Annotated in this window: 11 protein-coding genes; 4 read left to right on the forward strand and 7 right to left on the reverse strand. The window is 69.1% G+C overall.

From position 1 onward, the window contains the following. The first annotated feature begins 104 nt into the window (after window positions 1–104). The 4 genes from rsmG to J5X86_RS01665 all read left to right on the forward strand — a co-directional run bounded on the left by rsmG (window position 105) and on the right by J5X86_RS01665 (window position 4,212). Window positions 105–818: a 16S rRNA (guanine(527)-N(7))-methyltransferase RsmG gene (rsmG, locus tag J5X86_RS01650; protein ID WP_078642436.1), complete on the forward strand. Its 714-nt coding sequence runs from the start codon at window positions 105–107 to the stop codon at window positions 816–818. 226 nt (window positions 819–1,044) lie between these two features. Further along, window positions 1,045–2,130, forward strand: coding sequence for a ParA family protein (locus J5X86_RS01655; protein WP_078642435.1), 1,086 nt, complete (start codon window positions 1,045–1,047; stop codon window positions 2,128–2,130). Further along, window positions 2,127–3,269, forward strand: a complete 1,143-nt coding sequence (locus J5X86_RS01660; protein ID WP_208515038.1) for a ParB/RepB/Spo0J family partition protein — start codon at window positions 2,127–2,129, stop codon at window positions 3,267–3,269. The genes J5X86_RS01655 and J5X86_RS01660 overlap by 4 nt, the downstream gene beginning before the upstream one ends. A 325-nt stretch (window positions 3,270–3,594) precedes the next feature. After that, a complete protein-coding gene (locus J5X86_RS01665) occupies window positions 3,595–4,212 on the forward strand; it encodes a GNAT family N-acetyltransferase (RefSeq protein WP_078642433.1) in 618 nt (205 codons plus the stop codon). Window positions 4,213–4,287: 75 nt separating this feature from the next. Here the strand turns inward: J5X86_RS01665 and trxA are convergent, their stop codons facing one another. From trxA to J5X86_RS01700, 7 genes are all read right to left on the reverse strand, one after another. Then, on the reverse strand, window positions 4,288–4,617 hold the full coding sequence (trxA, locus tag J5X86_RS01670) for a thioredoxin (protein WP_078642432.1): 330 nt from the start codon (window positions 4,615–4,617) through the stop codon (window positions 4,288–4,290). Window positions 4,618–4,659: 42 nt separating this feature from the next. Next, window positions 4,660–5,610 carry a thioredoxin-disulfide reductase gene (trxB, locus tag J5X86_RS01675; protein ID WP_059143740.1) on the reverse strand — a complete coding sequence of 317 codons (951 nt, stop codon included), beginning with the start codon at window positions 5,608–5,610 and terminating at the stop codon, window positions 4,660–4,662. Window positions 5,611–5,764: 154 nt separating this feature from the next. After that, window positions 5,765–6,733: an anti-sigma factor gene (locus J5X86_RS01680; protein ID WP_208515039.1), complete on the reverse strand. Its 969-nt coding sequence runs from the start codon at window positions 6,731–6,733 to the stop codon at window positions 5,765–5,767. Continuing rightward, complete coding sequence (gene sigM / locus J5X86_RS01685; RefSeq protein WP_014061963.1) at window positions 6,730–7,419, reverse strand: RNA polymerase sigma factor SigM; 690 nt, start codon at window positions 7,417–7,419, stop codon at window positions 6,730–6,732. Before sigM ends, J5X86_RS01680 begins: the two co-directional genes overlap by 4 nt. A 28-nt stretch (window positions 7,420–7,447) precedes the next feature. Beyond that, complete coding sequence (locus J5X86_RS01690) at window positions 7,448–9,172, reverse strand: protein kinase family protein (protein ID WP_208515040.1); 1,725 nt, start codon at window positions 9,170–9,172, stop codon at window positions 7,448–7,450. 110 nt (window positions 9,173–9,282) lie between these two features. After that, window positions 9,283–11,655 carry a murein biosynthesis integral membrane protein MurJ gene (murJ, locus tag J5X86_RS01695; protein ID WP_208515041.1) on the reverse strand — a complete coding sequence of 791 codons (2,373 nt, stop codon included), beginning with the start codon at window positions 11,653–11,655 and terminating at the stop codon, window positions 9,283–9,285. Window positions 11,656–11,703: 48 nt separating this feature from the next. Then, window positions 11,704–14,061 carry a DUF6049 family protein gene (locus tag J5X86_RS01700; RefSeq protein WP_208515042.1) on the reverse strand — a complete coding sequence of 786 codons (2,358 nt, stop codon included), beginning with the start codon at window positions 14,059–14,061 and terminating at the stop codon, window positions 11,704–11,706. Window positions 14,062–14,118 lie beyond the last annotated feature (57 nt).

Genomic DNA, 14,118 nt, shown 5'->3' on the forward strand with positions numbered 1-14,118 from the left:
CCGCATCGTGATCCACACGGCCCCGTCTGTACGCAGACGGGGCCGAATCTTGTCAGCCTTACATCATCGTTCAGCACAGTGTTCGGTACGGAAGGACGGTCCCCGTGACGGAAGCAGCGGAGCTCCCCCCGGCGCCCCCCGAGGCAAGGGACGTATTCGGTGACCGCTTCCCGGAGGCCGTGCGCTACGGCGAGCTGCTGGCCGATGTGGGAGTGACGCGCGGGCTGATCGGCCCGCGCGAGGTGCCGCGGCTGTGGGAGCGGCATCTGCTGAATTGCGCCGTGCTCTCCGAAGTGGTGCCCGAGGAGGTCACCGTCTGCGATGTGGGGTCGGGGGCCGGGCTCCCCGGTATCCCGCTCGCCCTGACCCGGCCGGATCTGCAGATCACGCTTCTGGAGCCCTTGCTGCGGCGGACGAACTTTCTGCGGGAAGTGGTCGAGCTGCTGGGGCTGGAGCATGTGACGGTGGTGCGCGGCCGTGCCGAGGAGGTGCTCGGGAAGCTGACCCCGATGCATGTGGTGACGGCTCGGGCGGTGGCTCCGCTGGACCGGCTGGCCGGCTGGGGGGTTCCGCTGCTGCGCCCGTACGGCGAGATGCTGCTCCTGAAGGGCGACACCGCCGAGGAGGAGCTGAAACAGGCCCGGGCCGCGTTGGGCAAGCTGGGTGTGGTGGAGACCTCGGTACTGCATGTCGGTGAGGGAGTGGTCGACCCGCCCTCGACGGTGGTGCGGGTCGAGGTCGGGGAGAGCCCCGGGGGTGTGCGCTTCGCCGCGAAGAGGGCCAAGGCTGCTCGCCGGACGCCGCGCCGTCGGCCCTGAGTCGAGGGCATTGCTCCATACAAGCTGGCAAAACTACGCATACCGGAGTGTCGCGACCAATCGGCGAGCGCTCCCGTGCATCGTGTTTCACGTGAAACGTCGCTCCCTCCTGCATGGAATCATCAGTCGCGGTCGTGCGGCGGCCTCGCCCCGCGACCGCCGACCCCGTATGAACGTGGATTCATCCACAGGAGAACGGACCTCGCTGGTTCACGACCCCAAAAGCATGGCAGGCTCTGCTTATTGCGAGCCTGATGTCGAGGAGAGTGAATCCTTGCGGTCCGACGCCAACATCGCGGGGCCGATGACCGATCCGGTCCCCGGCCCCCGTACCGAATCGCCGGGGGAGGATGTTTCACGTGAAACGCCACCCCCGATGGACGACACCCCTATTGGCCGTGCCGCTCAACTGGCGGTAGAAGCTCTGGGCCGTGCTGGTGAGGGGCTGCCCCGGCCTGAGCAGACCCGGGTGATGGTGGTCGCCAACCAGAAGGGCGGGGTCGGAAAGACCACGACCACGGTCAACCTGGCCGCCTCGCTCGCCCTGCACGGTGGTCGGGTGCTGGTGATCGACCTCGACCCACAGGGCAATGCTTCGACGGCGCTGGGGATCGACCACCATGCCGAGGTCCCATCGATCTATGACGTGCTGGTCGACAGTAGGCCGCTGTCCGATGTGGTGCAGCCGGTCCCGGATGTGGAGGGGCTCTTCTGTGCCCCGGCCACGATCGATCTCGCCGGTGCCGAGATCGAGTTGGTCTCTCTGGTGGCCCGGGAAAGCCGGCTGGAGCGGGCCATCCAGGCATATGAGCAGCCGCTGGACTACATCCTGATCGACTGCCCGCCCTCGCTGGGGCTGCTGACGGTCAATGCGCTGGTGGCCGGCGCCGAAGTGCTGATCCCGATCCAGTGCGAGTACTACGCGCTGGAGGGACTGGGGCAGCTGCTGCGGAACGTGGATCTGGTGCGGGGCCATCTCAACCCCAAGCTCCATGTCTCGACGATCCTTCTGACGATGTACGACGGCCGCACCCGGCTGGCCTCCCAGGTCGCGGATGAGGTGCGTAGCCACTTCGGCGGTGAGGTGCTTCGGACGAGCATTCCCCGATCGGTGCGCATCTCCGAGGCCCCCAGCTATGGGCAGACCGTCCTCACCTATGACCCGGGGTCCAGTGGGGCGCTCTCCTATCTCGAGGCGGCCCGCGAGATCGCCCTCAGAGGCGTCGGCGTGCACTACGAGGCCCAGCACGTTCATGCCTTGCCCGAGCTCAGCCAGCACGACCAGCACAGTATGCAGGAGGGGATTCAGTGAGTGAGCGACGCAGAGGACTGGGCCGTGGGCTCGGTGCCCTGATTCCTCCCGCGCCGAAGGGGGCGGACAACGCCGCGTCCTCGGCGGGGGCGGGAACGGTCACGACGACCGGGGCCACCACCTCGCCGACCGCGGTCCCGGTGCTCACCCAGGAGCGCGGAGTGGCGGCGGCCAAGGTGGCCGCACTGTCGACGCACAGCGTTCCGCAGGAGCCCGAGCCCGCGCCGCGGGAGGCGGAGCCCGAGGCCGCACCGGCGGTGATGCCGGAGGAGGTGGCCGGGGCACACTTCGCCGAGCTGCCGCTGGACTTCATCACCCCCAATCCGCGGCAGCCCCGTGAGGTCTTCGACGAGGACGCGCTCGCCGAACTGGTCACCTCGATCCAGGAGGTCGGTCTCCTCCAGCCCGTCGTCGTACGGCAGTTGGCGCCGGAGCGCTATGAGCTCATCATGGGCGAGCGCCGCTGGCGGGCTTGCCGTGAGGCCGGGCTGGAGAAGATCCCCGCGATCGTCCGGGCCACCGACGACGAGAAGCTCCTGCTCGACGCGCTGCTGGAGAACCTGCACCGGGCCCAGCTGAACCCGCTGGAAGAGGCGGCGGCGTACGACCAGTTGCTGAAGGACTTCAACTGCACGCATGACGAACTGGCCGACCGCATCGGGCGCTCACGTCCGCAGGTCTCCAATACGCTGCGGCTGCTGAGGCTCTCCCCGTCCGTTCAGCGCAGGGTGGCGGCGGGGGTTCTCTCCGCGGGCCATGCGCGGGCGCTGCTCTCCGTGGACGACGCGGAGGAGCAGGACCGGCTGGCTCATCGCATTGTCGCCGAGGGGCTCTCGGTGCGTGCGGTGGAGGAGATCGTCACCCTGATGGGATCGCGATCGGGCGGTACGACGAAGACCAAGAGCCCGAGGGCGGGTGCGAGGGTGTCCCCCGCGCTCACGGATCTGGCGTCACGTCTCTCCGATCGGTTCGAGACGCGGGTGAAGGTCGACCTCGGTCAGAAGAAGGGAAAGATCGTCGTCGAGTTCGCCTCGATAGAGGATCTCGAGCGGATCCTCGGCTCGCTGGCTCCCGGTGAGGGGCCGGTGCTGGAGCAGCCGCTCTCCTCGGAGGGCGGAGCGGAGGACGAGGACGAGTGAGGCGCTGTCCGTGCGGCCATGCCGCACGGAAGGGCAGTGCGGGGCGGGTCGTGTTCCGACATGGTCGGAACACGACCCCCCGTTTTCCCACGGGCGGGTATGGGGCAAAATCCGCCCGGATACGATGCGATCAGGCAGGGCGGATCCAGGTGGAGGCGCCGCATGTGGAGGGCAGGGCCATGCGATCGGTGAGCCGCACCGGACTGGTGGCCACAGGATTGGGCCTGGGAGCTGTCGGCGGCTTCGTCGGCAGTCTGCTCAGGGAGCGTAGTGCGCTGTCAGCCGCCCGTGGCGCGGCTGGCCACGGAAGTGAAGGACTGGCTTCATGGGGCGTCGGCTCGTACCGCTCACGTTGGACAACCTCCCGGACATCCCCAAGCGCTGTCGCGCCTGTGTCTTCTGGGAGCTCGATCCGGTCAGCGGCGAGGCAGCCGTAAGGGCCGGCCGGCCGGAGCTGGAGAAGGAGGCATGGATCTCGGCCGTGCTGTTGGAGTGGGGATCCTGCGGCCGGGTGGTCTATGTCGATGAGGTTCCGGTGGGCTTTGTGCTGTACGCGCCTCCGGCGTATGTGCCGCGCTCCACGGCCTTCCCGACCAGTCCGGTCGCGGCGGACGCCGTCCAGCTGATGACGGCGTGGTTGATGCCCGGATACCAGGGGCAGGGGCTGGGCCGGGTGATGGTGCAGACCGTCGCCAAGGATCTGATGCGCCGGGGCTTCAAGGCGGTGGAGGCGTTCGGCGACGCCACCTGGAAGGAACCGGCGTGTGTGCTGCCCGCCGATCATCTGCTGGCCGTGGGCTTCAAGACCGTCCGGCCGCATCCGCGCTATCCCCGGCTGAGGCTTGAGCTGAGGACGACGATCTCCTGGAAGGAGGATGTCGAGCTGGCGCTGGACCGGCTGCTCGGCGCCGTCCAGAAGGAGCCCGCGCTTCGGCCGCTGTAGAGAGTTCCACGTGAAACACGAAAGGGGCTGCCCCATGGGCAGCCCCTTCGCGCATCAGCGCGACGCGTGGTTCGCTCAGCCGATGAAGTCGGCCAGGTCGCGCTCGATGGCGGCCTTGGGCTTGGCGCCGACGATGGTCTTGGCGACCTCGCCGCCCTGGTAGACATTGAGCGTCGGGATGGACATCACGCCGTACTTGGCGGCCGTCGCCGGGTTCTCGTCAATGTTGAGCTTGGCGATGACGATCTCGTCGGGGTGCTCGGCCGCGATGGCCTCCAGCGAGGGGGCGATCTGGCGGCACGGACCGCACCAGGCGGCCCAGAAGTCGACGAGTACCGGCTTGTCGCTCTTGAGGACCTTCTCCTCGAAGTCGGCGTCCGTCACGGTGACCGTGGCACCGGCCATGGCAATCTCCTTAGTGAGTTGGTGCAGGGGTGGGAAGCGAAGTCAGACGGTGGCGTCGCCCTGGCCCAGCGAGGCGAGGTACCGCTCGGCGTCCAGCGCCGCCGAGCAACCAGTGCCGGCCGCGGTGATCGCCTGACGGTAGGTGTGGTCCACGACGTCGCCCGCGGCGAAGACACCCGGCAGGTTCGTCCGGGTGGTGGGCGCATCCACCTTGAGGTAGCCCTCGTCGTCCAGGGCCAGCTGGCCCTTGAACAGCTCGGTGCGCGGGTCGTGGCCGATCGCGATGAACAGTCCGGTGACCGGCAGCTCCGAGGTCTCGTCCTTCTTGACATCGCGGAGGGTGAGACCGGAGAGCTTGCCGTCGCCGTGGATCTCCTCGACCGCGCTGTCCCAGACGAACGAGATCTTCGGGTCGCCGAAGGCCCGCTCCTGCATCGCCTTGCTGGCGCGCAGGGTGTCCCGGCGGTGGACCACCGTGACCGACTTGGCGAACCGCGACAGGAAGGTCGCCTCCTCCATGGCCGTGTCGCCGCCGCCGATGACGGCGATGTCCTGGTCCTTGAAGAAGAACCCGTCACAGGTGGCACACCAGGAGACACCGCGGCCGGAGAGCTCGTCCTCGCGCGCCAGACCCAGCTTGCGGTGCTGAGAACCGGTGGTCACGATGACGGTCTTGGCGCGGTGGACCGTACCGGCGGAGTCGGTGACGGTCTTGATCTGCTCGGTGAGGTCGACCGCGACCACATCGTCCGGGATGAGCTCGGCGCCGAAGCGCTCGGCCTGAGCCCGCATGTTGTCCATCAGGTCGGGGCCCATGATCCCGTCCCGGAAGCCGGGGAAGTTCTCCACATCGGTGGTGTTCATCAGGGCACCACCCGCGGTCACGGAGCCTTCGAAGACCAGCGGCTTCAAGGAAGCGCGGGCGGTGTAGAGCGCGGCCGTATAGCCCGCGGGCCCGGAACCGATGATGATCACGTTGCGGACGTCGCTCACGGATGTCTTCCTTGTCTCTGCCGACTGCCGGACTGCTGACTGGGCGGGCGGCTCCGGGTTCCCCCGGAATTCCGCTGCCACCCCACCCAACGGATCCTACGGGTCAGGCATTCCCGAGCGCTGTCAGGCAGGGCCCCGGGGCGCGCGGTGTGCCTCAGGGCCGCGGATAGGTCCGGGTCACCAGAAGCTCCCCGGGAGACGACGGAGACGCCGAGACGCAGGACGCGTCGATCACAAAGGCATCGACGAGCGAGCTGTCGGAGGGGTGCGGGAGGACGACGATAAAGGCGGTCTGGCCGTCGTAGGTGTCCTGCTGCGCCGCGAGAGCCGGTTCCTTGCGGCCGGTGCCGCTCTGTACACAGGAGGGCACATTCGGGTCGTCGTCGGCGCGCAGCGGCACATCGGGTGAGTTGCCCTGCCCGGTGACGCCGTTCGACGCGGTGGACTTCCGGTCGGCCAGCAGCTCGTGCACGCGGTCCTTGAGCGTGCCCGAGGAGAGGGTGGACTTCCCGGAGCTCTGGCTGGCATGGGCCTGGGTGCCGCTGTCGCCGTGATCGCCCGAGGAGCCGCCCTGGATGAAGAAGGAGCCGATGCCGATCACCGCCGCGGCGCATGCGCCGCCGAGGACGACCTTGGGCCAGCGGCGGCTACGGCCCGGGCGGGCGCCGGGTCCGGTGGACCCTCGTCCCGGTCCGGTGGCCCCACGCGGGCGCCCAGCGGGCCGATCCGCCGCGGTGGAGGACTTGGATGGGGGCTTCACGGTGTCAGAGGCCGGGATGCCATTGGCGGTTTCACGTGAAACCGGCGTGGGTGCCGGGTCCGGATCCGGAGTTTCACGTGAAACATTGGCCATCGCCTCGGGGGCGGTCGCGTCAAGGAGCGCTTCGGCGGCCAGCGCCGCGTCGATACGGCCCGCGATATCGGCGGGCATCCGCACCGGCCCTGGCAGGGTCCCGAGCAGGGAACGGATCTCTTCCAGGGACGTCGATACGTCCGCGCACAGCTCGCAGCTCGCGAGGTGAGTGCGCACATCGACGGCGCGGGACGGAGAGAGCAGACCCTCGGTGAGTGCGGAGATCTCCGCGACTTCAGGGTGCTCGTCCGTGTCCGTCGAGGATGTCACGCTCGCCCACCTCCGCCCTTCACGGCATCTGTGTCGTTCGGTCCTGCCGTCGGTGGGACGGACGTCCCCTGCGTCCGGTTCCTTCCCACGCCCGAGGGTGAGCTACCCCTCCCGCTGGGGTGGAGATGTGAGAGCAGTGGCAGCAGTCGTGCGCGGCCCCGGGCACAGCGGCTCTTCACGGTGCCGGTCGGCACGTCCAGGACCTTCGCCGCCTCCGCGACGGGATAGCCCTGCATGTCGACCAGCACCAGGGCCGCGCGCTGCTCGGGAGGGAGGGTGCGCAGCGCCCGGAGCAGTTCGCGGTGGAGATCACCGCGTTCGGCGGGAGCGGCGGCTGATTCATGGGGTTCCAGAAGTTGCTCGAGCCGCTCGGTGTCGTCCACGGGGGAGGTGCGACGGGAGGCGGCCTTGCGGGCCCGGTCCAGACAGGCGTTGACCGTGATCCGGTGCAGCCAGGTCGTCACGGCGGACTGGCCCCGGAAGGTGTGCGCGGCGCGGTAGGCGGAGACGAGCGCGTCCTGGACCGCGTCGGCCGCTTCCTCACGGTCGCCGAGGGTACGCAGCGCCACCGCCCAGAGTCTGTCGCGGTGGCGCCGCACTATTTCGCTGAAGGCGTCCGGGTCGCCGTCGACGTGCCGGGCAAGGAGCTCGCCGTCGCTCGCCCCGCCGATGGTGGCGTCGTCCAACGTTGAGCCCCCTGCCCGATCATCCGGCTCAGCCGGTGAACTTCACTTCGGTGATGGCCTGCTTGTAGCCGGGGTCGCTGTACGTGTCACCGGGCGCTTGGGGCATCGCGGTCATCCACACGACGACGTACCGGGCCGATTCCGGCCGATTCACGGTGAGCTTGGCCGTGGTGTCCGAGGTCGTGGTCGTTGCGAGCTTCTTCATTGAACCCAACGGTGCGGAGAAGGAAAGCGAATCCGCCGCGTACAGCGACACCGTGGTGTGGTCGCCGCCGTACTTTAGCCCGAGAGTGGCCGTCGTGGGCTTGTGGCCCTCACCAAGGTCGTACACCAAGCCCACACCCTTCTTGAAGGCCGGGTTGAGATCGGGGCCTTCGTCATAGGTCTTGCTGCGCCACACGGTGTCCGGGTTGTTGTCGTAGGTCAAGGGCACCTGGTTGGTGTGCTGGGGAAGCCCGTCGGGGTAGTACTCCACGGCGTCCTGAATCCTCAGCGGTTTGCTGGCAACCTTCGAGCCCTTGCCGTCGTCCTTCTCGCTGGAGGACTTGCCCGGGTCGGACTTGTTCTCCTCCTTGAGGAGCGTGTCCGCGAGCTGCCAGCTGCCGAGGCCGAGGGCGGCGATCAGAAGGGCGGAGACGGTCCACTTGAGGGCCTTGCCCGTGCGGCTCTGCAGCGGCGGCGGAGGCGGCATGGGAGCGGCCGGGCGGGCCGTGTGCGCGGCGCCGCCACGGTTCGGCGGCTGGCCGTATACGCCCTGTTGGTACGTCGTGCGCGAATACGCCGGCGAAGGGGTGTAGGCGGGCTCGGGCGGCCGGATGCGCGGCATGGCCGCGACGGCCTTGGCCAGCTCCTCGGGGGTGGTGCAGGGCTGGTCCTGACGAGAGGCGGTGGCCCCGTCGTTGACCAGGGCGCGCATCGCGAGCTCGGACAGACCGCGGTGCACTCCCGCGCGGACCTGGTCGGGGGCGATCAGGCCCACGCCCTTGGGCAGCCCGGAGAGGCCATAGGCATCGGTGTCGTACGGCCAGCGCTGAGTGAGCGCCGCGTACAGCAGCGCGCCGATCGCCTCGGTGTCCGTGCGCTGCGGGTGGTCGACGCTGATACCGCGCAGGGCGGCCATGACGGCGAGTCCCCGGATGCGGTACTGGCCGGACTCGGTGCGCAGCACGGAGCCGGGGTTCAGCCGCAGATGGGCCAGGCCCTCGCGGTGAGCGGCGGCCATGGCCTGGGAGACCTGGCTGACCAATTGGTACGCGTCGTGCGGCTCGAGCGGCCCGGCGGCCAGCACGGCGGTGAGTTCGGTGGCGTCTGGAAGCCACTCATGGACGACATAGACGAGATCGTTCTCCTCGACGGCGTCGAGGACCTGGACGAAGCGGGGATCGCCCAGCAAGGCCGCCGAACGGGCGGCGGCGAGCACCGGCCTGGCGCGCGGATGGTCGGCGGGCAGAACATGCACACCGACGGCACGCCGCAGTTTCTCGTCCACGGCACGCCAACTGCTGAATCCGTCCAGACGGGTGACGCACTCCTCCAGACGGTACCGTCTGGCCAACTTGTGACCGCTGTGCAGCTCGAGGGGGCTCGCTTCGGCCGCGGCGCCCACCTCTTCGGTGACCGCGGCCTCCGTCCCCTTACCGACCTTCTCTTTCGTCCCCGCCCCGTCGGCCGTGGCCTTGCCCGCCTCGGCGGTCAGCGGCTCCTCTCCACCGCTGTCGGCCACGTCGACGGCAGCCGTGCTCCGTTCCGCCACCGTCGTTCCTGCCTCCCCATCCGTTGCGCCTACTCCGAGCCAAGACAATTGTGCCCACAGTCCGCCGCTATGCACGACACACGGTGGCGGACGATGGTTGTGCTCAATGATCAGCGTCCGAGTCGTCCGCGCACCATACCGACCATGGCCGTCAGCTCCTCAACGCGCATCCGTTTCGCAGCAATGTAGAAGACCGCGATAAGAACGAGACCGCCGCCCAGCAAACCCGCTACAGAGCCGGCGATGCCCATTCCGAGGGTTTGCATGATGGTGTAGGCCGAGCCGCCGCCCAGGATGGCGGCGGGGATGCTGGCACCCGCGAGGCGGGTGTAGGTGCGGACGACGCGGGGGCCGTCCAGATCGCCGCCCAGCCGGTCGCGCAGCCGCTTCCAGGCCACTCCCACGCCGGTGGCGTAGGCCAGGCCGTAGGCGGCCGCCATACCGGCGACGGCCCAGCGGGCGGGGAGTACGACATAGGCGAGTGCGGAGCCGGCGGCGTTGACGGCGGCGACGATCACCGTGTTGTAGAAGGGGGTGCGGGTGTCCTCGTAGGCGTAGAAGCCGCGGAGGACGACGTACTGCACGGAGAAGGGGATGAGCCCGAGGCCGAACGCCATGAGGATGTAGCCCATGGCTTGGGCCGTTTCGGTGCCCGAGGTCCCGAAAAGCAGGGTGCAGAGGGGGATACCGAGCGCGATGAAGCCGAAGGCGAGGGGGACGATGGCGACGGCGGAGGTGCGCAGGCCCTGCGAAATGTCGTCGCGGACCGCTCCGGGGTCGCCGTCGTGGGCCGCCCGGGAGAGCCTGGGGAGCAGAGCTGCCATCACCGACACGGTGATGATGGCCTGCGGCATGTTCCAGATGAGCTGAGCGCTCGTGTAGCCGACGTAGCTCGCTCCTGGGTGGCCTCCGTTGTCGGCGTCCGTACCGGCCGCGGTGGCGAGCTGGGTCACCACGATGTTGCCGGCCTGGTTGGCGAGCACGAACAGCACGGTCCACTTGGCCAGTTTGGCGGCCTTGCCGAGTCCGTGGCCACGCCAGTCGAAGCGTGGCCGGAAGCGGAAGCCGGCTGCCCGGAGATAGGGGAACATCGCCAGGGCCTGGACGGTGAGGCCGAGGAGTGTGCCGATGCCCAGCAGCCGGATGCCTTCCGGCGTGATGGTCGTGACACCCATGTTGGAGTTGCTGGAGGTGCCGAACACCCAGATGAAGAGGCCGAAAGTGGCGATGACGACAATGTTGTTGAGGACCGGGGTCCACATCATCGCGCCGAACTTTCCCCGGGCGTTGAGGATCTGACCGACCACGACGTGCACGCCCATGAAGAAGATGGTGGGCAGGCAGTAGCGGGCGAAGGTGACCGCAACCTCGTTGGAGGGGGGATCGCTGGCGATGTCCGCAGAGAGCATCCGGATCAGTGCCGGAGCCGCGAACAGCGAAACCGCGACGAGGCTGCCGAGCGCGACCATCGTCAACGTGAGCAGACGGTTGGCGTAGGCCACTCCGCCGTCGTCGTCCTCCTTCATCGCGCGCACGAGCTGTGGGACGAAGACGGAGTTCAGGCCGCCGCCGACGGTGAGGAAGTAGATCATCGCGGGCAGCTGATAGGCGACCTGGTAAGCCTGGCCGAGGCTGGCGGCGCCGAGGCCCGCGACGATCACCATCTGTCGGACGAAGCCGGTCAGGCGGGAGACCAGGGTGCCTGCGGCCATCAGCGCGCTTGACTGCAGCAGACTCCCGGCCCGGCCCGCTGAGGGCTTCTTCGGCTCAGGCTCGGCCGCAGGGGCGGTCACGACGGGAGCGGCCACCGTGGGAGCGGCGGCCGTGGCATGGGCGGACTCGGATCTCGACGGTCCGGGAACCGGTGCCTGCCCCTGTGCGGGCGCCTGCCCGTGCGGGTAGTTCTCCGGGCCCTGCGGGTAGCCCTGGCCCTGGGCGGCCCGGGGGTCGTAGGGCTGCTGATCGCGGTAGAGATGCGCGAAGGCGTCCTGCTGCGGCTGCTGTGGCGCGCCGTAGCCGTCGCCGGGCCCCGGATAGCCGGGGCCCGGCTGACCGCCGGTGTACGGCTGCTGTGCCGCGCCCTGGTGGCCGGGGGCGGCGTCGGAGTGCCATGCGCGCGGGTCGGGGCCCTGCGGTGTGGGGGGCTGCTGGTAGTGCTGCTGCTGGTAGCCCCCCTGCTGGGGTGTGTGGGGGGCGTGCCGGTCGTACAGCGGATCCGTCAGCGGGTCGTGGGCGTAGCGATCCTGTGTCGGATACGGGTAGGGCGTGAAGCTGCCCGTCGCGTACGTATCGTCGAGATACGGATCCGGTGCGTAGTACTGCTGGCCGTACGACCTGCGCGGATCGGCCTGGGGGGCCTGGTGGGCGTCGCCCAGATACGGATCGCGCTGGTGCGGTTCCTGTCCGTAAGGGTCGTGGGAGCCGTGAGGGGAAGGCTGCGGCGGTGGTGGCACTCGGCCATCACCGTCATACGGCGCGTTCATCGCTACCCCACCTCATCGTCCGCTGCGGCCGACCGGCCCCGGCTTTGCTCAACGCTCCACTTTCTCACCCGAGCCGGACGGGCCAGCGCTTTGCGATCCGGTGTCCGCCGCCGGGTCACTCGGCTGCTCGGGCACGAGGGCGTGCGCGGGGTCACGCCGGTCGGTCTCCGGGGCCTCGCTGTCGTCCTCATCCTGCCCGTGCGCCGTCTCGGCGTCTTCCCCGTCTCCGCCGTCCTCACCGCTCCTGGCGGCCGCGCGCTTGCGCTGGACGTAGATCCGGACACCGGCGAGGACCAGCAGCAGCACACCGCCGGCGATCACGAGAATCACGGTCGACGTGATTTCGGTGACATTCACCTCGAACAGCATCTCGCGGCCGTAAGGCTGCCCGTCCGGGGTGTAGAGCTGGGCCGAGACCCACACCGGGCCGTTCGCGTTGGCCGTGGTCCCGAACTTCACGGACTGGCTGTGGCCGCCCTCCACATTGACCAGCTGAGGGTCGCTGATCGCCAGCCGGTTGCCCTGCTGGGAGCGGAGGACGAGCCGTAGCTCGACACCCTGCACCAGGTTGTTCTGCAGGGTCACCGGGACGGTCGCGCTCCGCCCGGAGAGGGTCATGTCCGTCTTGGGGACCAGGCGCACCTTCTTGGTGAGCCCGGACAGATAGGTCTGCACGTCGTGCCGGAAGCCGGCCGCGTTCTGTGCCTCGCTGCGCCATGAGGTCGACATCTCGCGCCTGATCGCGTTCCCGAAGGGAGTGACCACCCGGTACTTGGCGGTCAGAATCGGCTCGAAATTGTCCAGGGTCTTCTGGGTCTCCTGGATCCTGTCGAACGCCTCGGTGGGCAGTTCCCGCGCGCGCAGCGACCGGGGGTAGGAGCGGGTGCTCGGCACCCGCTGGGTGGCGCTCGGGTCGGGCTTCGCCTTCGCGGCCTGTCCCAGGCTCAGCGGCTGCGTCCACTGTCCGGAGAGGCCCTCCAGGGCCGCCGCCATCGCCTGCGCCTGGCTGGTGGTGGGCGTCCGCTGGGGGGCGACCACGATGCTGCGCTGCTTGTCCGGCGCCTGCAGGTTGAACATCTGGCTCTGGGCCAGGAATGTCTGGATGGCGAGGGTGGAGTTCTCCGCCTTGGACATGTCGCCGGTGAAGGCCGTCGACAGCCGTGCGTCGGCGACCACCGCCGTATTGCCGCCGCCGATCTGGCGGGCCGCGGTGGGGGTGTAGGGGAGCCCGCCGGTCTCGCGCAGGCTGTCGCTGCGGGCGATGACGTTGTGCGCGCCGGCGGAGGTGGCGACGTCCACGATCGAGGAGTCGATCGCGCCGTCCACGGGCCAGGCGAAGTCCGTGCGCGGCCTCACCCCGAGGATGGTCTCCACGGTCGTCGAGGCGAGCTCGGTGGCGCCCTGGAGGTGGCTGAGGGTGCCGGTGACGTTCTTACCGCGGTGGGCGAGCGAGGCGAGGTCGGGGTCGGCGAACGGCAGCGCGACCACCTGCTTGCCGTCCACGGCCTTCTGCAGGGCGTCGAGCCACTGCTTGGCGACCGTCTGGCCGCGGCCCGCCTTGGTCCCCTTGCCCGAGGGGTTCTGGACCTCGTACTTCTTGGTCATCGCGTCGACCGTGGCGAGCAGGTCGGGGTCGATCACCCAGGTGATGGGGAGGTTCTTCCCCAGGGCGACCATCTGCTGGAGACGGCCGCCGGGGGCCAGCTCCTTGGCGAGGCGGTCGTCCCGGAAGATCGGGGTGCGGTCCTCGTCGTTGTCCGTGCGCGCGGTCACATGCGTGGCGGAGATCAGCGGCCACAGATAGGTGAGCTGGGACTTCTTCGTGGCCGTGCCGGACTGCCAGGGCAGGAAGGTCCGCTCGATGCCCAGCACCTGGGGCCAGGGCTGACTGGAGGTGCCACCGGTGAGCGAGACGCCGAGCTGATAGACGCCGTTCTCCCCCAGGTGCAACTGGTCCACCGGTATGGAGAGGGAGAAGTCACGGCTGGTGCCGGCGGACAGCTTGCCGATCTTCTTGGCGTATTTGCCGTCCACCTCGGTGCCGTCGAGGCCCTCCGTATAGCCGGTGCGGTGGGCGGCGGTGTCGATCGCGCTGCGGCCGTCCATGGTCGGACCGACGCGGAGGCCCACCCGGGCCCCCGACACCGTGTTCTTGGTGTCATTGGTGACGGTGCCGCTGACGGTGAGGGTGTCGCTCTTCTTCGGTGCGGTGGGGGTCAGCGAGGTGATGGAGACGTCCACCGAGCGTGAGCCGGTGGCCTTGCTCTCCGCGTGGGCGGCGGGCGCCGCCGGAATCTGTGTCAGGCCCGCGAGCATCGGCGCCGCGGCGAGCAGGGCCGCTGTGCGCCGCAACCATCGTCGGGCGCGAGCGGAAGTTGTCCCCCGGAGGTCTGCCGCATCGGCCACGCGCTCGCCCGTCCCTTGTCGTCAGTAGGTCGTCAGTGGTCGTCGCAATGTGCGTCC

It is taken from the genome of Streptomyces sp. NEAU-YJ-81 (assembly GCF_017592595.1).
Lineage (GTDB): Bacteria > Actinomycetota > Actinomycetes > Streptomycetales > Streptomycetaceae > Streptomyces > Streptomyces hygroscopicus_B.

Excerpts from the sequence above, each read along its gene's own strand:
- J5X86_RS01655 (WP_078642435.1), top strand. The coding sequence starts at position 1,045 with ATGGCAGGCTCTGCTTATTGCGAGCCTGATGTCGAGGAGAGTGAATCC.
- J5X86_RS01665 (WP_078642433.1), top strand. The coding sequence starts at position 3,595 with ATGGGGCGTCGGCTCGTACCGCTCACGTTGGACAACCTCCCGGACATC.
- trxA (WP_078642432.1), bottom strand. The coding sequence starts at position 4,617 with ATGGCCGGTGCCACGGTCACCGTGACGGACGCCGACTTCGAGGAGAAG.
- murJ (WP_208515041.1), bottom strand. The coding sequence starts at position 11,655 with ATGAACGCGCCGTATGACGGTGATGGCCGAGTGCCACCACCGCCGCAG.